The organism is Planococcus sp. APC 3906 (genome assembly GCF_030407685.1).
Classification (GTDB): Bacteria; Bacillota; Bacilli; order Bacillales_A; family Planococcaceae; genus Planococcus; species Planococcus koreensis.
The window spans coordinates 237,561-257,956 of sequence record NZ_JASDCW010000002.1 but is presented as its reverse complement, the minus strand read 5'-3'; the positions used below and the strand labels follow the sequence as shown (position 1 = coordinate 257,956).

The window sequence follows — 20,396 nt, the reverse complement described above, 5'->3', positions numbered from 1 at the left end:
ACAAATGATATAATCACCACAACTAATTTTATTCTTTTCAAGAAAGGAGCGTTTAGATTGACTATAATTTTGGAAAAAAAATACATCCCTTTGGCCGATTATTTTGCTTCTGCATCATCTCAAAAAATTACTTTGTCTTTTACTGAAATCGAACAAATTATGGGGCAGCAATTGCCCAATGCCGCTTATTTGAACAAAAGTTGGTGGAAAAAAACAAAACCGCCTGCTAAGCATTTCCACGCTTGGATGGATGCAGGCTATTATGTCAGTGATGTGATGACGAACCGCTTTGTCACTTTCGAGCGGATCAATCCAGCTGAAGGCGACGGTTCATCGTCCGGCAATGAAGACGTCCTCCTGATCCGCCAAGCGGAACACGGCGATGCCCGGTCATTGATCGCCCTCCAGAAACTGGTCGAAGGCGAATCCGAGTATATGCTTTATGGGAAAGATGAACGCATCCAATCTACCCAGAGCATGCGCAAACAGATAATTGAATGGAAGCAGCAAGGCCATTCCACTATCTTCATCGCTATCTTGAACGGTGAACATGTCGGATACTTGATGGTCATCGGCAATACAGCCGCCCGCGCAGCCCATCGTGCAGCCATCGTCCTGGGCATCCAGAAAAGCGCCCAAAACAAAGGCCTGGCCACTTCTTTACTGGAAAAAGCGGAAAACTGGGCAAAATCAAAAGGTGTTAATCGCCTGGAGCTGACGGTTGTCGAAGAAAACAACGCTGCCCGCAAACTGTATGAGAAATCAGGCTACAAAGAAGAAGGTATTCGCGAGAAAGCATTAATGATCGGCGGCAAGCCTTACAACGAAATTTACATGGCTAAATTTCTGGATTGACCGCTATTCACCAATTGCCAAGTTCCAATCGAAAAACCAAAAAGACAAGGCAGAGCGGATTTCGCTCGGCCTTGTCTTTTTTTCGGCTTTGTGCCGGGATTTAATTGAGCAATAACAGCGACAGGTATAAGCCCGTCAGCGTAATGAAAAGGATCGGAACCGTCAAGATGATGCCGACTTTGAAATAATAGCCCCAGCTGATTTCCACGCCTTTCGTTTTCAGGACATGGAGCCACAGCAAGGTTGCCAGTGAACCGATCGGCGTGATTTTAGGGCCTAAGTCCGAGCCGATGACGTTGGCATAAATCAGCGCATCGCGGATGACGCCGGTCGTGTTCGTTTCGGAGATGGCCAGTGCATCGATCATCACAGTCGGCATATTGTTCATGATGGATGACAAGATTGCTGCGATAAAGCCCATTCCCACTGTTGCAGCGAATAAGCCGTGGCTCGCCGTCCATTCGATTGCCGTGGCGAGCACCGATGTCAGCCCCGCGTTGCGCAGCCCGTAGACGACGACATACATGCCGATTGAGAAGAACACTACGGCCCATGGTGCGTTTTTCAAAACGGTCATTGTTTCCACCGCTTCGCTTCTGCGGGAAATTGCCAAGAAGATGATGGCAACTGCCCCCGCGATGAACGATACCGGAATTCCCAAAGGATCGCTGATGAAATAACCGACCAGCAAGACGCCCAGGACAGCCCAAGACAGATGGAACATTTTTACGTCTTTTAATGCCTCGGCCGGTTTTTTTAAAGCACCTTCGTCAAAATGTGCAGGTATGTCTTTGCGGAAATACAAATACAGCACCAGCATGCTCGCCCCTACGCTGAACAAATTCGGCAAGAACATGTTCAACGCGTATTGTGCAAAGCTGATGTCGAAGAAGTCAGCAGAGACGATGTTAACGAGGTTGCTGACGACAAACGGCAGCGATGCCGTATCGGCAATAAAGCCGGATGCCATGATGAATGGCAGAATCATCGTATCTTTGAACTTCAACGCACGCACCATCGCCAGGACGATCGGCGTCAAAATCAGCGCCGCTCCGTCGTTGGCGAATAACGCGGCAACTACTGCACCAAGCGCAATGACCAGCAAAAACATGCGGATGCCGCTGCCTTTGGCGTAGCGCGCCATGTGCAGCGCAGCCCATTCGAAAAAGCCGATTTCATCGAGGATCAACGAAATGATGATCAACGCGACGAATGTCAGCGTCGCGTTCCAGACAATGCCCGTCACTTCCCAGACATCGCCGAAATCAACAACGCCGACAAGCAAAGCGACAAGCGCCCCTGCAATCGCAGACCATCCGATCGACAGCCCGCGCGGCTGCCAAATTACAAATACTAAGGTAATCAAAAATATCAAACTGGCTGACCAAATATCCACTTTCAACACAACTCCCTATTCACAAACTACTTTTTTCCCTTCGGCCACTAAGCTTGCCACGGTCCGCTCCGGCTCCGGCAGCAAACTCAATAAGTGGATGAGCATCGGATACAGCGGATGGCGGATATTAAGCGACCAGATCGTCCAGCGCCCGCGCTTTTCTTCAGTGACGAGTTCCGCCTGCTTTAGTTTCCGCATGTGCTGGCTGATGGCCGGCTGCGTCATATCAATCAATTCCGTAAATTCGCAGATGCACAGCGATTCCGTCATCAAATACTTTAAGATAAGCATGCGGTTATGATCGCCGATCGCTTTTAAATATGACTCCATTTGAAGATAATCCATTTTTTCACCTTCTTTTATTCGTACTTGTCACATTATATAAGTGTTTGCTTATAAGTTCAAGGGGTGAATCCAAGTTTACTTGCAGAAAATCAGCTGTTGCCTGCGGCATTTTCAGTGTTCTTGCAGCGTCTCTATTTCATTTGCAGTAAGCCGTATTTTACTTGCAGCAAGGCCTGCTCACTCGCATCTTCTGCTTCACCACAAATAAAAAAGCCCCGCAATCGCGGGGCCTCACTGTGTTTCATTATCCCAAGTTTTCAAGCAGCTTCAACGCTTCGCGGTTGAACGCCGGCAGGTCGTCGGGTTGGCGGCTTGTCACCAATTGGTTCTGGCAGACAACCACTTCTTTGTCGACCACTTTCGCGCCGGCATATTCCATGTCCGTCTGAATCGATTTGAAGCCGGTAGCGTCGCGTCCTTCCAGGGCTTTAGCTGAAATCAGCAATTGCGGTCCGTGGCAAATGGCAAAGACCGGTTTTTGCGCATCCATGAATGCTTTCGTAAATTTCACGAAACGGTCGTCCGCGCGCAATTGATCCGGCGAAAATCCGCCTGGCAGGAATAATGCATCGAAATCATCCGGGCTGACTTCGTCGATGCCCTTGTCGATCGTCACCGTGGCTTCGCCTTGCTTGCCTGTGACTTCTTTGCCGGCTTCCTTTTCAATCGTAAAGACTTCATGGCCCGCTTCGTTGAACGCTTTCGTCGGGTCTGTATATTCCACATCTTCAAACATGTCAGTAATTAACGTTGCAATTTTCGCCATCATCTTCCACTCCTCGTTTATTTAGTCTCCCTTAGTATTCCACGAGAAAACTAATTTAAACACTAAGATTAGCGGAATTTGGAAACGAACGGATTGTCCTGCTCCCAAAAACGGTACGGATAATGGACAGCTTCCTGCGAATTGGCGATGCCGACCCGTGGGCCTTCCACAATTGCGTGGACCGGATCGCCTTCTGCGATATACAGCGGGCGCTCTGTAAAATAATGGCCGTAATAATCCATTGTGATGCCCATCGCTTTGGTCAACTTTCCAGGGCCGCTCGTCCACTGCTTGATCGGCAGGTGCTTGCCGCGCAATTCCGCCATCAAATCGATGCCTTCGACAGGCTCGACTGCGCGGATTAAAATTGCACGCGGCGTATCCACAGGTCCGCTGACGACATTGACCAAAGTATGGGTATGCATTTGGTACGTATAAACACTGCCGGCTTTGCCGAACATGATTTCTGTGCGCTTTGTGCGGCGGTTGCCGAAACTATGGGCAGCACGGTCTTCCGCTCCCATATAAGCTTCCGTTTCAACGATGCGCCCTGCGACCGTTCCGGCTGGCGTTTCGTGGACCAATAGCTGGCCCAGCAGAGAACGCGCCAATTCGAGGGTCGGTGCATCAAAAAATTGTGCAGAGACTGGTTTAAACATGAATTGATCCCTCCTATCCGGAATTATACCGGATTAGGGGCAGTCACCGCTTCTATGAGGGGTTTGATGTCTTCGATTTTATCTTCATAAAAGGCTTGGACAATGGCGCTCCCGACAATAAATCCGTCGACATCATCGCGCAGCAGGTCGACGTGATGGGTTTTCGAAATTCCGAAGCCTGCGTAGACAGGTACCGGGCTCTTTTCGCGCACACGCCGCATGAACGTCCGGACATCGTTGGACATTTCATCCCGTGCGCCAGTGATGCCGGTTACTGTGACCGCGTAGACAAAGCCTTCCGCTTCCTGCAAAATCGCGTCCAAACGCTTCTCAGTCGTTGTCAACGTGACCAATTGGACAAGCGCCATATCTTCTTTCTTCAAATATGTCTCAGCCAGCTGCCGATGTTCGTAAGGAAGATCCGGAATGATGACAGCGGAGACGCCTGCGCTTTTCGCTTGTTTGGCGAAGCGCTCCACTCCGAATTTGATGACCGGGTTCAGGTACGTCATAATCAGCAGCGGCACTTTCACTTCGAATGTCCAGCCCGCCATCTCATTCAATACCTTTTCCAGCGTCACGCCTTCTTTCAGCGCACGGTCACCCGCCGCTTCAATCGTTGGCCCATCCGCTACAGGATCCGAAAAGGGGATGCCGACCTCAATAGCAGTAACGCCGGCTTCCTGAAGGTATTGGACCTGCTCTTTCAGCCGATCCAGCCCTCCGTCTCCAGCCATGATATAAGCCACAAAAGCTTTCTCGCCGTTTTCTTTCAATACCGAAAGCCTGTTCATGCCAACCCCTCCAATTTCTCGGCGTAAGTCGCCATGTCTTTATCGCCGCGCCCCGAAACGCAGATAACCAGAATTTCATCCTTGTTCATCTCTTTGGCCGTCTTCTCCGCCTGCGAAATTGCATGAGCCGTTTCGAGCGCCGGGATGATGCCTTCCAAACGTGAAAAGGAAATGACCGCCTCAAGTGCTTCAGCATCAGTGATCGCTTTGTATTCAACACGCCCGATATCCGCAAGATACGCGTGCTCAGGTCCGATTCCAGGATAATCCAAGCCAGCGGAAACCGAATGGGCTTCCAGCACTTGGCCCGAATCCGATTGCAACAGCTTCATGAATGCGCCGTGCAAGACGCCTTCGGTACCTTTCGTCATCGTTGCCGCATGCTTTTCAGTTTCTGTTCCTTCTCCGGCCGCTTCAACACCGATCAACCGCACCGACTCGTCTTTCAAGAACGGGTAGAACATGCCGATGGCGTTGCTGCCGCCGCCGACGCACGCCAAGATGGTATCTGGCAAACGCCCTTCGTGCTCCACAATTTGGCGCTTCGTTTCTTCGCCGATGACACTCTGGAAATCCCGCACCATCGTCGGGAACGGATGCGGCCCCAGCGCAGAGCCGATCAAGTAATGTGTATCTTCCACATTCGTGACCCAGTAGCGCAGCGCTTCATTGACCGCATCTTTTAATGTTGCACTGCCTTTTGTGACGCTTTCAACGCGCGCGCCCAATAATTTCATGCGGAACACATTGAGCTGCTGGCGCTTGATGTCTTCTTCGCCCATGAAAATGACGCAATCGAGGTCAAATAATGCGCACACTGTCGCTGTTGCGACGCCGTGCTGCCCTGCTCCTGTTTCCGCAACAATTTTGCGTTTGCCCATGCGCATGGCAAGCAATGCCTGGCCAATCGCGTTATTGATCTTATGAGCGCCAGTATGGTTCAAATCTTCACGCTTCAAATAGACTTTCGGTCCACCCCACGCCTCCGTTAAACGCTTTGCATACGTCAGAGGCTGTTCGCGCCCGACATATTCTTTCAGGTAATGGTGATATTCTTTCTGAAATTCCGGGTCATCTTTTGCTTCCGTATATGAATCTTCCAGTTCCTTGACCGCCTTCATCAAGGTTTCCGGAACAAATTGTCCACCGTATTTACCGAAAAACCCAACTTTCTCTATTGTCTCCTGCATCGAATCACCCTTCGCTTTCTGAATAAAATGCTTTATTTTCACGGCGTCTTTGACGCCTTCTGTTTCGACTCCACTCGAGACATCCACCATGAACGGCTGTGTCTGCCCAATTGCCGCGGCCACATTGTCCGGATTCAATCCACCGGCAACAATCAGCCGGGAAGTGTCTATTCCAGCCCCTGCCAATAACGTCCAGTCAAATACATGGCCGCTGCCCCCGCGGTAATCCGTTCCCGGGGCGTCCACCAAAACGAAATCAGCAACTGACCGGCCGAGCTTTTCGGCATCTGCTGTGGTGCGAATTGAGAAAGCCTGCACGACTGGCACCGAAATCGCCTGCACGAGCTCATCCGGTTCATCGCCGTGCAATTGGACCATTGTCAACGGCACTTCGCGGACAGTCCTCTCAATTTCTTCAAGTGCTGCATTGACGAAAACACCAATTTTATCGACGCCTGCGGGCACATGCTTCGCAAGTTCTGCCGCTTTTTCCACACTGATCCGCCGCTTGCTTGGCGCAAAGACAAAACCGATGGCATCCGCTTGTCCAGCAGCTTTTACGTGCTGGACTTCCATGAGGCCGCAAATTTTCACTTTCGTCATTTCGCCGCCTCCTCTGAAGTCGCTTCTTGAATCCATGAGCCCGGGTCAGCCGCACGCATCAGCGCTTCGCCGACCAGCACGCCTGACGCCCCGTGACCGAATACAAACGCGGCATCCTGCTTTGTCGCAAGGCCGCTTTCGCTTATCAATACACGCTTGCCGTCGCCCGGGAATTCTTTTGCCAATTCGGCCGTCCGTTCGAGCGACACCTCAAACGTCTTCAAATCACGATTATTGATACCGATCAATTGCGCGTCTAATTCGAGTGCGCTTGCCAGTTCCTCGCTGTCGTGCACTTCAACGAGCACTTCAAGGCCCGCAGACTCCGCGTAAGCGAATAGCCGGTGAAGCTCCTCTTTTTCAAGTGCCGCTACAATAAGCAGGATAATGGTCGCCCCTGCCGCTTTCGCCCGGTCGACCTGGATTTCGCTGACGATGAAATCTTTGCACAGGACCGGGATCGATACCGCCCTCGCCACTTGGCGCAAGTCTTCGATCGATCCTTTGAAATAACTTTCATCGGTCAATACCGAAATCGCTGCTGCTCCGGCCGCTTCGTATTTCTTAGCTTGTGCAACAACATCCACATCCGTGGAAATGTCGCCTTTCGAAGGAGAAGCGCGTTTGATCTCCGCAACGACCCCCCGCCGTTCCTGCAGATGGGAAATCAACAAGGTTTTTGCCGGAAATTGTTCCTGAACCTCTGCTGCTTCGCTATACCCTTGTATCTCTATGCGTTTTGTTTCAATGATTTGGTCCAAGATTGTCATACACACACCTCCGAAGTTAATCTATGCAGTTCGAAAACCCGAGCGGTTTCTCCTGACAAAATCGATTTTCGCGCCTGGTGCACGCCTTCCGCAATGCTTGCCGCGTGGCCGCTTGCGTAAAGGCAGGCACCTGCGTTCAAAGCGACCGTATCGAGGTAGGGGCTTTCATTGCCATTCAATACATCCATGAAAATTTCCGCGTTGCGTTCCGGTTCCCCGCCGCGGATCGCTTCGATTGGTGCCACTTCAAGACCCGCTTCATGCGGATGGAACGTCGACGCGTGCTTGCCAGTTTCATCAAAAAAGATCAATTCATTGGTTCCCGCAAGCGACAATTCATCCAAGCCGCCTGCACCGTGGACGATCACTCCACGCTTGCGGCCTAGACGCATCAATGCGTCAGCCATTGGCTCCATCATATCGCGGCGGTAGACGCCGGTCATTTGAACCGTGACAGGCAGCGGGTTCGCGAGCGGCCCTGCCAGATTGAAGATGGTCGGCGTACCGATGTTTTTGCGGATGTCCCGCAATTTGCCGAGTGCCGGATGGATCACCGGGGCGAACAAGAAAGCGATTCCTGTCCCCTCGAGCATCCCGGGAATTTTCTCCGTATCCGAATCAACAGCGATGCCGAGTGCTTCCAGCACATCCGAGCTGCCTGTTTTGCTCGAGACGCTGCGATTGCCGTGTTTTGCCACCGTCATTCCGGTTCCTGCTAAAACAAATGCGGTCAAAGTGCTGATGTTGAAACTGTAAGACCGGTCCCCGCCGGTTCCACAAACATCAACCAGTTCTCCCGACACTTCCGGCAGTGCGATGGCTTTCTCCCGCATCGCCTTCACCAATCCCACTAGTTCATCAGCCGTCTCGCCTTTTTCATGCAGACCGATCAAAAACTCCTTGATTTGTGCGTCTTCCATATCTCCGTTCAATAAACTGCGTGATTTTTCCAGCATCTGCTGTTCTGTCATATTCTCTGCTCTGCTCATTTTTCAGCTCTCCTCAACTCGTTTTTAAATGCAAAAATCCCCGCAACCGGACAGATATCCGGTTGCGGGGACGGGTTAAACCGCGGTACCACCACGCATTAATGCAAATTTTGCACTCACTTAAAACAGGCTCTTCGCCTTTCCCTTTAACGCAGGGCTTACGTCTGCCTTACTCGCTTCCGCTTTCTGGCCAGCTCTCCTAAGTCCATTCGCGCAAGTGATCCAATCAGCTTCCACCAGCCGCTGACTCTCTAAAATGGATCCCCTTGCCTACTCGTCTCAATCCTCGATTTGTACACTCTTCTATTCTTAACTTTTCTAGGCTCTTCTCTCAAATAGACTTGCCGCTCGTTCAACAAGTTGTCCCTCATATTAAAAGGTTTCGTTTATTCTGTCAAGTCATATGTTTTTATATTAAGTTGAACTAATAAAATATCATATTAAAAATCGCTTCGGACGCTTTGGGCAAGGCTCTTGCCATGAGCCGAGAAGAACACTCGTCTCATAGCTTCGCCTAGCCCTTTGACGCGCCTTCGCTGTGATATCTCTCGATACGGAGCAAAACAGCGGAGAAAACCGTACTGCTCCTGCAGCGCTTTGCGCTTCGTCGCAAAGCTATCAGCCGAAGGACCTTCGACCAATAGCTTCGCAGCTGTTTTGCGGAGTATCGTTTATGAATAATCACTAGCTCAACTTATATAGCGAATAATTTTCTCACCCATAATGTCCTGCCATTTCCTTGCGCAGCGCGGCTTTTAAGAATTTCCCGACGGACGTCTTCGGCACTTCCTTCAGGAACACCACATCGTCCGGAACCCACCATTTGGCGAATTGGCTTTCCAGGTAGGCCAACAATTCCGCCTTCATGGCATCGTCTTCCCGGTAGCCTTCTTTCAGCACGATGCACGCCAAGGGGCGTTCGAGCCATTTTTCATGCGGGATGGCGATGACCGCGGCTTCAAACACCGCTTCATGGGTCATCAACGCGTTTTCGAGGTCGACGGAGGAAATCCATTCACCGCCGCTCTTGATCAGATCTTTTGTGCGGTCCGTCAATTTGATATAGCCGTCCGGCTCGATGACCGCGATGTCGCCGGTATACAGCCAGCCGTCACGGAAGGCATCTGCCGTCCGTTCATCCTTGTAGTATTCATCTGCAATCCAGGCGCCTTTGACGTTCAGTTCACCCATCGTCTCGCCGTCCCACGGCGCTTCGCCGTTTTCATTGACAATGCGCACTTCCAGGCCAGGCATCGGGAGACCGGCCATTGACCGGCGCTCGATCCGCTCATCCATCGATAAGCCCTCCATCGCGGAAGTGGTTACGGCCAAGCTGACAAGCGGCGACGTTTCAGTCATGCCGTAGCCGGTGACGAACGGCACATGGTATTTTTCCTCAAATGCGCGGATCAGGCCTTTCGGCGATGCCGAACCGCCGCAGATGATCATGCGCAGCGTGTCGATATTGCGTGGATTGGCTTCCAGTTCTTTCAGCACGCCGAGCCAGATTGTTGGCACGCCGGCGGTCAATGTAACTTTTTCCTGTTCGATCAAATCCAGCAGCATGCCTGGCGCGAAGCCCGGCCCAGGCAGCACTTGCGTCGTGCCGAACAATACCGCCGCAAACGGCAGCCCCCATGCATTGGCGTGGAACATCGGCACGATTGACAATGCGATGTCCCGCTCTGAAAGCGCCATGGAGTCTGCCATGCCGAGTGCATAGCTGTGCAGCACCAGCCCGCGATGCGTATAGACGACGCCTTTTGGATTGCCAGTCGTAGCCGATGTATAGCACATGCCAGCCGGCGTATTTTCGTCCAGGTCTTCCGGGAACTCGTAGCTGCCGTCTTCAGCCGCCATCAATTGTTCATAAGAATGGACATTCTCGAGCTGCGTTTCAGGCAAGTCCAAGCCATCTTTCATGATGACGAAATGCTTGACCGTTTTGAGGTGAGGGGCAATTTTTTCAATCAGTGGAAACAAATCATGGTCCACTAGCAGGATGTCATCTTCTGCGTGGTTGATGACATAAATGATGTGTTCGGGAGACAAACGGATATTGACCATATGCAAAATCGCACCTGCGCCAGGCACGCCGAAATACAATTCCAAATGGCGATGATGATTCCAGGCGAAACTGCCGACTTTCACACCCCGGCCCATGCCGATTTTCTCCAACGCCGCAGCCAATTGGCGCGTGCGTTTGGCAAAATCTTTATACGGGATGCGGTGGATCGTATTTTCCCCCGTGCGCGAAATGATCAATTTCTCCGGAAAATAACGTTCAGCCCTTTTGACGAATGAAGACAATAACAACGGTGCGTCCATCATAAAACAACCAGCTCCTTTTCATCATTTTTCATCCTGTACCTGCTGTTTGAAATTTTCACGCGCCTTGAATTGAGGATGCTGAAAGCGTTCATGCGCTTTCAGCACCGGGGCAAGGCAGCAATCAACTGTTAACGACGCCTCATACCATTCTTGCCACATCCGCTCTTTGAACAAAGCGGCAACTTGCGCATGCTCCAGGCTTCCTAAGGTCTTTGCGCCCCAGCTCCGCCATTCGGGACGGCCAGCCCATTCACAGAAATTATGCCAAAATTTCTCTTCCAGCGCTCCAAGGGTAACGTAACGTCCGTCTTTTGTTTCATAAATTGCGTAGCTGATGCGGGAGCCGCCAATTTCAGGAATGCCGCTTTCGGAAACTCCCCGGCTTTGGTAAATATCGTGATTGCCTTGAAACTCAGCCATCGCTTCTGCCAAAGCAATATCCAAATGCCCCCCTTCGCCTGTGCGGGATTTTCGCAGCAGCGCTGACAAAATCTGTTCTGCAGCCAATAGCCCACCTGTATAATCGGCAAATGTATTGGTGGGATGCACAGGGCGTCCGACGGTGTCCGACATCTGTTCGAGCGCACCGGACAACGCCATATAATTCAAATCGTGGCTGCCAAGCAATGCGAGCGGACCTTTTTGGCCATAGCCCGAAAGCGAGCAGTACACCAAATCGGGTTTGATGCGCTTCAACGTTTCATAGCCTAGCCCGAGCTTTTCCATGACCCCTGGACGGAAGGTTTCCAAAAGGACATCCGCCGTTCCCACCAAAGCACGCATTTCCTGGAGGCCTTCTTCCGACTTCAAATCGATGGCGACAATGGTTTTGCCGGCATTATTGGCTTCATGCACCAATCCACCGCCCATATACCTGGCGGGATCGCCTGCTGGCGGTTCGATTTTGATCACTTCCGCTCCCATCCGCGCGAGGCGCATGCCCGCATACGGACCAGGAACATAATAGGTCACATCCAGCACACGGATCCCCTTCAGCGCCCCCTCCATTTACAAGCCCATCCGTTTGGCAATGATCGTCTTCATGATTTCGTTGGAGCCGGCGTAAATCGCAGCCACCGGGATATCCCGATAACGGCGCGCAATTTTGTATTCCTCCATATAGCCGTAGCCGCCGTGAAGCTGCATGCATTCGCCCGCAATCTTTTTGGCGGTGTCCGTCAGCCAGTATTTCGCCATCGACACTTTCGAAACGATGTCTTTGCCCGCCATATGGTCTTCGATGAGCGATTCCAGGAAGGAATGGCCCAATTCGATTTCAGTGGCCATTTCAACTAGCTTAAACTGCGAATTCTGGAATGAGCCGATCGGTTTGCCGAACGCTTTTCTTGATTTGACGTAATCCAAAGTCATTTCAAGCATATCTTCCGAAGCCGTCTGGGCAGCAAGCGCCACTACCAGACGTTCTTGCTGCAATTTTTCCATTAAATATGTAAAGCCTTTATTTTCCTCGCCGATGAGGTTTTCGACCGGCACGACACAATCCTCAAAATACAGCTCAGACGTGTCTTGCGCATGAAGCCCAACTTTATCGAGCTTGCGCCCTTTCGTGAAGCCAGGCATGCCTTCTTCGACCATAAGCAGTGAAATCCCGCGATGCTTCGGCTCCGCTTTCGGGTCGGTTTTGACTACGACCACCACATGCGTGGAATTGATGCCGTTGGTAATGAAGGTCTTCTGGCCATTGACGATGTAATTGCTGCCATCGCGCACGGCAGTAGCCGAAATATTGGCCAAGTCGGACCCTGCACCCGGTTCAGTCATAGCGATTGCAGTGATAAACTCACCCGACACACAGCCCGGCAGCCAGCGCTGCTTCTGTTCTTCCGTACCGTATGCTTCAATATAAGGCACCGTAATGTCATTGTGGAGGCCGACACCCGTCAAACTGGCGCCTACTCGCTCCATTTCTTCCCCGATAATCACCGCGTAACGGAAATCAAGGCCGAGGCCGCCGTATTGCTCTTCAACTTGCGGGCATAAAAAGCCCATGTCGCCCAAGCGCTTCCAGAACGATTTCGGTATCAGGTGGTCTTTCTCCCATTGGTCGTATTGCGGAACCGCTTCTTTCTCCAGAAATTTGCGGAGTGATTTGCGGAACATTTCGTGCTCTTGTTCTTCAAAACGATATTTCGCCATTTCCAGTTCCCCCTATCGTTTATTTCGGCTGCATGCGGATTGCTCCGTCAAGGCGGATCACTTCACCGTTCAGCATGGTATTTTCCAACATGCTCTGCACCAATTGGGCATATTCTGCCGGCCGGCCGAGGCGCGCCGGAAATGGCACCGCACGGGACAGCGACTCGATTGCCGCATCCGGCAAGCCGTCAACCATCGGCGTCTGCATCAGTCCTGGCGCAATTGCCAGGACGCGGATGCCATCGCGCGCAAGTTCACGTGCAATCGGCAGCGTCATTGACACGACGCCGCCTTTCGAAGCGCTATAGGCAGCTTGTCCGATCTGCCCTTCATACGCAGCCACTGAAGCCGTCGAAATGATGACGCCACGCTCCCCTTCGTCATTCGGCGTATTTTGCTGCATCGCTGCAGCTGCCACCCGGATGACGTTGAATGTACCGACCAAGTTCACTTGGATGACTTTTTCAAATTGGCTGAGGTCGATCGGCGCGCCTTTCGAAACGACTTTGCCAGGCGTCCCGATACCTGCACAATTGACAACTGCATTGATCGAACCGAAGCGTCCAACCGCTTCTGCAAAATTCTTTTCCACTTGTGCCGCATCGGCCACATTCGTCTCAAAATAAGCGGCCGTTTCTTCCCCGAGCTCCACAACAAGCGCAAGCGCCCGTTCTTTGTTCAAATCAAAGATGGCCGCTTTGCCGCCGCCTGCTGCAATACGGCGGACTGTCGCCTCCCCGAGGCCAGAAGCCCCTCCAGTCACAACTGCTTTGACATCTGAAAATTTCATGTATGCTGCCCCTTTCTTCTATAAACGTTCAATAATTGTCGCGTTCGCCATGCCCATCCCTTCGCAGATTGCCAGCAAGCCGTAGCGCCCGCCGCTGCGTTCAAGTTCGTGCAGCAGCGACACCATAAGTTTTGTGCCGGTTGCACCGAGTGGATGCCCAAGTGCGATGGCACCGCCATTGACATTCAATTTTTCCGGGTCGCCGCCCGTTTCCGCCAGCCACGCCAATGGCACTGGAGCAAATGCTTCGTTCACTTCGTAGCGGTCCATATCGCCGAGTTCCAGCTTCGCTTTTTCAAGCACTTTCTTCGTTGCGGCAATCGGCCCCGTCAGCATCAACGTCGGATCAGAACCGACGACTGACCGGGCAATGATACGGGCTTTCGGCTGCAAGCCGAGTTCGTCCGCTTTTTCACGGGACATCAACAATACCGCCGATGCGCCGTCGCTCATTTGGCTGGCGTTGCCTGCTGTAATGACGCCCTTTTCCTGGAACACCGTCTTCAGGCCAGCCAAAACCTCCATTGTCGTTCCCTGTCGCGGCCCTTCGTCAACAGATACTAAGCGCTTTTCCCCGTTCTCGCTTTCTACCGGGATAGCCGCAATCTCCTTTTCGTAGAAACCGTTATCGATGGCCCGCTGCGCACGCTTGTGGCTTTCGACCGCGTAAGCATCCAATTGCTCCCGCGTAAAACCCCATTTTTCTGAGATGCGTTCAGCCGACAGCCCCTGGTTGATGATTTCGTATTGCGCAGTCAATTTTCCGCTCGGCTTCGCGCCTTGCATATTCGAGAACATCGGTACGCGCGTCATGCTTTCCACTCCACCGGCGATGACGATGTCCATATCACCTGCCAATATTGCTTGCGCACCGAAATGGACCGCCTGCTGGCTCGAGCCGCATTGCCGGTCGATTGTCACACCCGGCACATAATCCGGGAATCCAGCGATTAAAGCCGCGGTCCGCGCAACATTGCCGCCTTGTTCGCCCACTTGCGAAACACAGCCTAAAATCACATCTTCCACCATGCCTTTTTGCACGCCGGCTCGTACTACCAATTCCTCCAGCACGAGTGCTGCCAATTCATCCGGCCGTGTTTCTGCAAACATGCCTTTGCGGCGTCCGACTGCTGAACGCACCCCTTCAATAATGACCACTTCTCTCATTTTTACACCCCATCTATATTTATTCTTCTGCAAGCTTTTCCAATTCCCTGAATTGAATGACTATTCACTCATTAAAATTATTGTACAAGAGTTCATTGGCAAATGCCATACAAAAAATCCCACAGAAACTTCTGCGGGATTTGTGCGTTATTCTTCAATTAATCCTTTTTCCAAAAGGAACTCGCGTGCAACATCGCTTGCCACTTCCTGGTCGACGTCCACTTTCGCATTCATCGCGAGCATTTCCTCTTCAGAGATCTGCCCTGCCAAACCTTTCAGCACTTCCTCAAGTTCCGGATACTCTTCAAGCGTATCCATGCGAACGACTGGCGCCGCATCGTATTTCGGGAAGAATGATTTATCGTCTTCGGTCGTTTCCAAATCGAATAATCCGATTCGGCTGTCTGTTGTAAAGGCTGGGATGACATCCACATCGCCATTTTTCACAGCTTCGTACATGATTGCCGGATCGAAGCTTTCAGTTGCGGAGAAATTGAACGGATATGTTTTGATCATGTCATCAAACCCATCGCCTTGGCGTTCGTAGAATGGATGCGGAGCGCCGAATGACATATCTTCCGTTTTGGAGATCTCAGCAAGCTCAGAATATGTTTTCGCGTCATAGCCGCTGTCTTTTGAATACGCCAGCGTATAGCCGTTTTCGAATCCAAGAGGCTCAAGCCATGTCGCACCTAAGGTTTCTTCATAGCCGGCACGCACGCGTTCCAGCACCTCTTCTGAAGACTGGCCAGGTTTCGACTCTTCTTTCAATACGTCTTTCAAGCCTGTGCCTGTGTATTCAACGTACATATCGATGTCCCCTTTTTCCAAGGCAGGGGTCAGTATGGCAACTTCACCAAGGCCATCTTCGTACTCTACTGTATAGTCCGAATTCGCTTCAATATACTGGCCGAGAATATGAGGCAAAATGTATTGCTCTGTCCACGGCTTACCGCCGATGACAATCGGATCCGACGCGCTTCCGCCCGAATCTCCGCCGCATCCCGCTAAAACCGCTGATGCCGCCAATAAAATCACTGCTGCTGATTTCTTCATTTCTTTTCCCCCTTTTAAAGTTTCAATCCTTTAGGCGTCGCACGCTTCTCAATCCATTTTAGAATGAGGTCAAAGCCGATGGCAAGCAACGCAACCGGCAAGGCTCCTGCCAGCACCAAGGAATTATTATACGATTGCAGCCCGCGGTAAATGATGTCGCCAAGGCCGCCGGCACCGACGAATGTCGCAAGTGTGGCAATTCCGACTGTCAACACGGTTGCGGTCCGGATTCCCGCCATAATAAAAGGCAGCGCGAGCGGCAATTCGATCTGCCGCAGAATCTGCGTGCGCGTCATGCCCATGCCTCTCCCCGCTTCAATAATTGAGCCGTCGACACCAGTAATCCCCGTATACGTGTTGCGCAAAATTGGCAGCAGCGCATAAATGATCAACGCAATCAATGCCGTCGGCGAGCCGATGCCGAGAATCGGCACCAGAAATCCGAACAGCGCCAAACTTGGAATCGTCTGAAAAACCGCTGTCACTCCGATGATCGGTTCGGCGTATTTCCGGTAGCGCGCAATCAGGATGCCTGTTGGCAAAGCTAATGCCACTCCGACTGCCACAGCTACGAAAGACAAATAAATATGCTCCAAAAACGCACTTTGGATCATGTCTTGGCGAGTCGATAATGTATTAAGGAAATTATTCATCCGACAGCACCTTCTTCCTTGCGGAGCGCTGCCCTTAGCAGATCATGTTCTGAAACGTAGCCGATTACGCGGTCTTCATCCACAACTGCAAGCCGGCTATGCTGGCTCTTTTCAAGCTCGAGCACCGCTTCTTCGATAGTTGCACCAGAAGAAATCTTCTGGGCGTCGCCGCTCCATTCAAGCGCAAACAAGCCGGCAAACTCTTTCAATTTCTTCTCGCCGAATACTCGTTGGCGCTCGATCCGTTCCGTACCGATAAAATTCCGGACAAAATCATTTGCGGGTTCAGCTACCAGCTCGTCCGGTGTGCCAATCTGCTCCACTTGCCCGGCACGCATGACCACGATGGTATCCGCGATTTTCAATGCTTCGTCCATGTCATGCGTGACGAAGACGATGGTTTTTTGGATTTCCCGCTGCAAATTCTGCAGTTCGCCCTGCAGCTGTTCCCGGCTGATCGGGTCAAGCGCAGAGAACGGTTCATCCATCAGAATGATGTTCGGGTCACCCGCAAGCGCACGCACGACTCCGACGCGTTGCTGCTGGCCGCCGCTCAATTCAAGCGGATAGCGCTCCAAATACACTTCCGGATCCAGTCCGGTAAGCGCCAGCAATTCGCGAACGCGCTGGTCCGTCTTGTCTTTTGCCCAGCCCCGAAGCCTGGGAACAAGGGAAACATTGTCCGCAATCGTCATGTGCGGAAACAGCCCGATGCGCTGGATGACATAACCGATCGATCTGCGCAGCTCAACTTCCTCTAAATCCGTTATCGGCTTTTCGTCAATATAGATTTCCCCTTCACTTGGCTTTTCCAGTTTGTTGATCATCTTCATCAACGTAGTTTTGCCGCAGCCGCTGGGGCCGATGATGGCAGTCAACCGATGAGCCGGCAAGGTGAGGGATACCTCTTTCAGCGCTTCCGTGCCGTCCGGAAACCTTTTCGTAACATTGTCAAAGCGAATCACTGCATCCGCCCCTTTCCACCCGATTTCTTGATGCTTATTTCTTTACCCTTATTCAAGGCGCGCTACTCCTGCGCGAAACTTATTTCGGCGGCGCTTGAAGCGATTTTATTTTTTGGGTCAATTCGGTAAAACGGCTGTCGAGCTCGGCATATTCTTCGCCTCCCGGCTTCATAAAACTCAGTTTGCCGAGAACCGCTTGGCGCTCTGTCTCCAATTGCAGAAAATCGCTTTCAACGTGTTCAGCTTTCTTGCCCGACCATCGGGCATAGCCGCTTTCGTATTTCGTCAGTTTGCCGCTTTCGAACACCAATAGCCTGTCTGCCAGCCTTTCCATGAAAAAGCGATCATGCGTGGCAATTAAAAGCGTCCCCGGAAATGCAGCTAGGGTCTTCTCCAATTGCTCTCTCGAAGGGAGATCCAAATGGTTTGTCGGCTCGTCAAGCACAAGTACATTGCATTCAGCGAGCATGAACTCCATCAACTTCAATTTCACCCGCTCGCCCATGCTCATATGGCGGACTGGTTCGTTCCAATGCTGTTTCCCAAAGCCCAAATTATCCATCAAAGTACGTACCTCGCCTTGCCGTTCAAAACTCACGGTTTTGAACAATTGGGCTGGTGTTTCATCTTCAGGCAAATCCAAAACATCCTGGCTTAAATACCCCACCTTCATGCCTTCTGTCCGCCAAAATTCACCCGTATATTCCGTTTCATCCATCAGCATACGAAAAAAAGTGGATTTCCCGCTGCCGTTCGGGCCGACCAGCCCGACCCGTTCTCCATGCTGCACAGTAAAGGATACACCACTGAACAACACCCGGCTCCCAAAAGTTTTTTCGACATTTTTCAATTCCATTACACGGCGGCCTTTTTTGGCAGCGCCGCTGATTTCAAATTTCACTGCTGCATCATCTTCAGGCTGTTCTACGTGCTCTTTTTCCAGCTCCGCTTCCAGCCGCTTTCGCTTGCTGCGGATCTGGACATCCATCCGCTTTGCTTTTGATCGGTAAAATTCCTTAAATCCGTCCTGCTTTGTGGATTCCGCATGCGCTTTGCCGGACCATGACTGGAGTTCGGAGATTTGTTGTTCGACACTTGCAATCCGGGCCTGCTGCTTGTCGTATTTCCGCTGTTGCGTTAATTTCCGATGTTCTTTCGCCTTTCGGGAATCGCTGTAATTCCCTTCGCTGGCGATCAGATTCCCAGCTTCTAATTCCCAGATGTGGGTAGCAACTTCATCCAAAAAATATCGGTCATGCGACACGATAAGCTGGGTGCCTTCATATTTTTTTAATTGGTCTGTAACAAGCTGAATGCTCTCGGCATCAAGGTGATTCGTCGGTTCATCCAGCAGCAGGATATCCGCTTTTTGCGCCAGCGTCCGCGCCAAACGCAGCTTGATTGCTTCTCCTCCGCTGAGCTGGATGCGCTTTTCCGGAACGTTCCATTGCATTTCAAGTTTCCGGCTGTCTATAGTGACGGCGTCGTATTCCAATCCGACATTCTCTTGTTCCATATAAGCGATTGATGGTTCCGCACCCAGCCACCGGACGCCAGCTCCTCCTTCAGCCACTCCTTTCAGAAGTGACGATTTCCCCGCACCATTCGGCCCCACAATGCCGATGCGCGCACCTTCTGGAATTTCTGCACGAATGTCTTTCAATATCGTCCGGTCGCCGTATTGAATGGATAATTTGCTTAATCTACCACGTATGGCCATAACGTAATGCCCCCTTATATAGAGGAATTAAAAAATCCCTCCGATTTCTTAGTCGGAAGGATTCGCATGCCCAAATAAGCCGTTAAACGGCGGGAAACCTTTTTTGTGAAAATGGGCAGACGAATCCAATTTCTGTTTTACCAAGAGTTTTGGTTTTTTAGAAAAAGGATCAGTTATCCATCGGCCACCCATCTTCCCTTCGGTTTGATAGATCCATCTTATCACATTATTCTTTCAATTTCTCTTTCAACTTCAAATGCACCGGATTCGCAATCTGCTCATAGCCGATTTCCCGATAGATTTTATTGGAGGTCGGATTGGCCAGGTCCGTGTAAAGCATGGCGAAATCGTATTCCTGCAGCAATTCCTCGGTCACTTCGGCAACGAGTGTTCTTGCGTAGCCTCTGCGGCGATACCTAGCCGGTGTAAAGACGAACGAAACCGTGATGCCGTGCTTCGATGGACGCGCCTTTTTCATGCACGACACAACTTCACCATGGTCTTCCCAAACGAATACTTCTTTGTGGTCCAGAAATCCATCTATTTTCCGCGCTGCTTCTGCCGGCGTCGAAACGGAAATCCCCGTCTCCCGTTCAAACAGCAGTAGCCATTCCTCGAGCAGCCGCGCATCCCGGCCGCTCCCCACGCGCCACGTGCCTGAGCTTTTCGCCAGCTTGCGATTCACAGAATCCGCACGGTATAAACCTTGGTTCATCACTTCTTCAATAACAGTCCCTTTTTTCGCTGACCAGGCCTTCGCGAAGGCTTCCGCTGACTCCCTGTCGCCAATGATCGAATCCACCCAAATCCCGGCATCCATCATTTCCTCGGCAATGAATTCTTCAAGGCCTGCATGCCCATGAAAATTGATCAGCTGCAAAGGATGCGGCGGCGTCATTAAGCAAGCCGCCGCAATATGCCCCTCCGTTTTGGCCAAGCCCAAATAATATTCTTCATAGCGCCCGTCTTTGATTTGTTCAAGAATCCCGATAAATAGGCTGTATTCATCTTCCCGCTTATAAAGCAGCGCTTCAACTTGCTGTGAAAAGACATCTGCATCACTGTACATTTCCCATTTCATCTCAATCACTCATTTCTCTAAAATCTTTCTTACTTCATCTTATTGGCTAAAAAAGGGAAATTCCCTGCATTCTCTCGTATTTTATCGGGTACGCTGCCTACCCGCTTTT

General features: G+C 51.4%; 19 protein-coding genes and 1 other annotated feature. Of the genes, 1 reads left to right on the top strand and 18 read right to left on the bottom strand.

Annotation, left to right across the window (positions count from 1 at the left end):
- Positions 1-57: 57 nt before the first annotated feature.
- Positions 58-855 carry a GNAT family N-acetyltransferase gene (locus QMA09_RS02675; protein WP_135504554.1) on the top strand — a complete coding sequence of 266 codons (798 nt, stop codon included), beginning with the start codon at positions 58-60 and terminating at the stop codon, positions 853-855.
- A 100-nt stretch (positions 856-955) separates the two neighbouring features.
- On the opposite strand, the gene QMA09_RS02670 is transcribed toward QMA09_RS02675, so the two are convergent.
- The 18 genes from QMA09_RS02670 to QMA09_RS02585 form a co-directional block, all read right to left on the bottom strand.
- Complete coding sequence (locus QMA09_RS02670) at positions 956-2,251, bottom strand: arsenic transporter (RefSeq protein WP_135504555.1); 1,296 nt, start codon at positions 2,249-2,251, stop codon at positions 956-958.
- A gap of 15 nt (positions 2,252-2,266) precedes the next feature.
- Positions 2,267-2,596 carry an ArsR/SmtB family transcription factor gene (locus QMA09_RS02665; protein WP_135504556.1) on the bottom strand — a complete coding sequence of 110 codons (330 nt, stop codon included), beginning with the start codon at positions 2,594-2,596 and terminating at the stop codon, positions 2,267-2,269.
- A 244-nt stretch (positions 2,597-2,840) separates the two neighbouring features.
- Positions 2,841-3,362: a type 1 glutamine amidotransferase domain-containing protein gene (locus QMA09_RS02660; protein ID WP_135504290.1), complete on the bottom strand. Its 522-nt coding sequence runs from the start codon at positions 3,360-3,362 to the stop codon at positions 2,841-2,843.
- Positions 3,363-3,430: 68 nt separating this feature from the next.
- Positions 3,431-4,021: a DNA-3-methyladenine glycosylase gene (locus QMA09_RS02655; protein WP_135504101.1), complete on the bottom strand. Its 591-nt coding sequence runs from the start codon at positions 4,019-4,021 to the stop codon at positions 3,431-3,433.
- A 23-nt stretch (positions 4,022-4,044) separates the two neighbouring features.
- Positions 4,045-4,815, bottom strand: a complete 771-nt coding sequence (gene trpA, locus QMA09_RS02650; RefSeq protein ID WP_135504103.1) for a tryptophan synthase subunit alpha — start codon at positions 4,813-4,815, stop codon at positions 4,045-4,047.
- Positions 4,812-6,608, bottom strand: coding sequence for a tryptophan synthase subunit beta (gene trpB / locus QMA09_RS02645; RefSeq protein ID WP_135504105.1), 1,797 nt, complete (start codon positions 6,606-6,608; stop codon positions 4,812-4,814). The genes trpA and trpB overlap by 4 nt, the downstream gene beginning before the upstream one ends.
- On the bottom strand, positions 6,605-7,378 hold the full coding sequence (gene trpC, locus QMA09_RS02640; protein ID WP_135504108.1) for an indole-3-glycerol phosphate synthase TrpC: 774 nt from the start codon (positions 7,376-7,378) through the stop codon (positions 6,605-6,607). Before trpC ends, trpB begins: the two co-directional genes overlap by 4 nt.
- Entirely contained in the window at positions 7,375-8,367 is a 993-nt protein-coding gene (gene trpD, locus QMA09_RS02635; protein ID WP_290211917.1) for an anthranilate phosphoribosyltransferase, read from the bottom strand. The genes trpC and trpD overlap by 4 nt, the downstream gene beginning before the upstream one ends.
- A 63-nt stretch (positions 8,368-8,430) precedes the next feature.
- Positions 8,431-8,663: a binding site (T-box leader), on the bottom strand.
- A 418-nt stretch (positions 8,664-9,081) separates the two neighbouring features.
- Positions 9,082-10,698, bottom strand: coding sequence for a long-chain fatty acid--CoA ligase (locus tag QMA09_RS02630; protein ID WP_290211916.1), 1,617 nt, complete (start codon positions 10,696-10,698; stop codon positions 9,082-9,084).
- 21 nt (positions 10,699-10,719) lie between these two features.
- Complete coding sequence (locus tag QMA09_RS02625) at positions 10,720-11,706, bottom strand: CaiB/BaiF CoA transferase family protein (RefSeq protein WP_290211915.1); 987 nt, start codon at positions 11,704-11,706, stop codon at positions 10,720-10,722.
- Entirely contained in the window at positions 11,707-12,855 is a 1,149-nt protein-coding gene (locus QMA09_RS02620) for an acyl-CoA dehydrogenase family protein (RefSeq protein ID WP_290211914.1), read from the bottom strand.
- Between the two features lie 19 nt (positions 12,856-12,874).
- A complete protein-coding gene (locus QMA09_RS02615; protein WP_290211913.1) occupies positions 12,875-13,645 on the bottom strand; it encodes an SDR family NAD(P)-dependent oxidoreductase in 771 nt (256 codons plus the stop codon).
- Positions 13,646-13,663: 18 nt separating this feature from the next.
- Positions 13,664-14,812, bottom strand: a complete 1,149-nt coding sequence (locus QMA09_RS02610) for a thiolase family protein (RefSeq protein ID WP_290211912.1) — start codon at positions 14,810-14,812, stop codon at positions 13,664-13,666.
- Positions 14,813-14,959: 147 nt separating this feature from the next.
- Positions 14,960-15,868, bottom strand: a complete 909-nt coding sequence (locus tag QMA09_RS02605; protein ID WP_135504120.1) for an ABC transporter substrate-binding protein — start codon at positions 15,866-15,868, stop codon at positions 14,960-14,962.
- 14 nt (positions 15,869-15,882) lie between these two features.
- Positions 15,883-16,521, bottom strand: coding sequence for an ABC transporter permease (locus QMA09_RS02600; RefSeq protein ID WP_135504122.1), 639 nt, complete (start codon positions 16,519-16,521; stop codon positions 15,883-15,885).
- Positions 16,518-17,486 carry an ABC transporter ATP-binding protein gene (locus QMA09_RS02595; RefSeq protein ID WP_135504124.1) on the bottom strand — a complete coding sequence of 323 codons (969 nt, stop codon included), beginning with the start codon at positions 17,484-17,486 and terminating at the stop codon, positions 16,518-16,520. Before QMA09_RS02595 ends, QMA09_RS02600 begins: the two co-directional genes overlap by 4 nt.
- 79 nt (positions 17,487-17,565) lie before the next feature.
- Complete coding sequence (abc-f, locus tag QMA09_RS02590; RefSeq protein WP_290211911.1) at positions 17,566-19,206, bottom strand: ribosomal protection-like ABC-F family protein; 1,641 nt, start codon at positions 19,204-19,206, stop codon at positions 17,566-17,568.
- Between the two features lie 226 nt (positions 19,207-19,432).
- Positions 19,433-20,287 (bottom strand): GNAT family N-acetyltransferase, encoded by an 855-nt coding sequence (locus QMA09_RS02585; RefSeq protein WP_290211910.1) that lies wholly within the window; start codon positions 20,285-20,287, stop codon positions 19,433-19,435.
- Positions 20,288-20,396 lie beyond the last annotated feature (109 nt).

Bases quoted from the DNA above. Each gene is read 5' to 3' on its own strand.
- QMA09_RS02630 (WP_290211916.1), bottom strand. From the start codon at position 10,698: ATGATGGACGCACCGTTGTTATTGTCTTCATTCGTCAAAAGGGCTGAA.
- QMA09_RS02665 (WP_135504556.1), bottom strand. From the start codon at position 2,596: ATGGATTATCTTCAAATGGAGTCATATTTAAAAGCGATCGGCGATCAT.
- QMA09_RS02585 (WP_290211910.1), bottom strand. From the start codon at position 20,287: ATGAAATGGGAAATGTACAGTGATGCAGATGTCTTTTCACAGCAAGTT.
- QMA09_RS02660 (WP_135504290.1), bottom strand. From the start codon at position 3,362: ATGGCGAAAATTGCAACGTTAATTACTGACATGTTTGAAGATGTGGAA.
- abc-f (WP_290211911.1), bottom strand. From the start codon at position 19,206: ATGGCCATACGTGGTAGATTAAGCAAATTATCCATTCAATACGGCGAC.
- QMA09_RS02620 (WP_290211914.1), bottom strand. From the start codon at position 12,855: ATGGCGAAATATCGTTTTGAAGAACAAGAGCACGAAATGTTCCGCAAA.
- trpD (WP_290211917.1), bottom strand. From the start codon at position 8,367: ATGAGCAGAGCAGAGAATATGACAGAACAGCAGATGCTGGAAAAATCA.
- QMA09_RS02600 (WP_135504122.1), bottom strand. From the start codon at position 16,521: ATGAATAATTTCCTTAATACATTATCGACTCGCCAAGACATGATCCAA.
- trpB (WP_135504105.1), bottom strand. From the start codon at position 6,608: ATGACGAAAGTGAAAATTTGCGGCCTCATGGAAGTCCAGCACGTAAAA.
- QMA09_RS02605 (WP_135504120.1), bottom strand. From the start codon at position 15,868: ATGAAGAAATCAGCAGCAGTGATTTTATTGGCGGCATCAGCGGTTTTA.
- trpC (WP_135504108.1), bottom strand. From the start codon at position 7,378: ATGACAATCTTGGACCAAATCATTGAAACAAAACGCATAGAGATACAA.
- trpA (WP_135504103.1), bottom strand. From the start codon at position 4,815: ATGAACAGGCTTTCGGTATTGAAAGAAAACGGCGAGAAAGCTTTTGTG.
- QMA09_RS02625 (WP_290211915.1), bottom strand. From the start codon at position 11,706: ATGGAGGGGGCGCTGAAGGGGATCCGTGTGCTGGATGTGACCTATTAT.
- QMA09_RS02610 (WP_290211912.1), bottom strand. From the start codon at position 14,812: ATGAGAGAAGTGGTCATTATTGAAGGGGTGCGTTCAGCAGTCGGACGC.
- QMA09_RS02615 (WP_290211913.1), bottom strand. From the start codon at position 13,645: ATGAAATTTTCAGATGTCAAAGCAGTTGTGACTGGAGGGGCTTCTGGC.
- QMA09_RS02655 (WP_135504101.1), bottom strand. From the start codon at position 4,021: ATGTTTAAACCAGTCTCTGCACAATTTTTTGATGCACCGACCCTCGAA.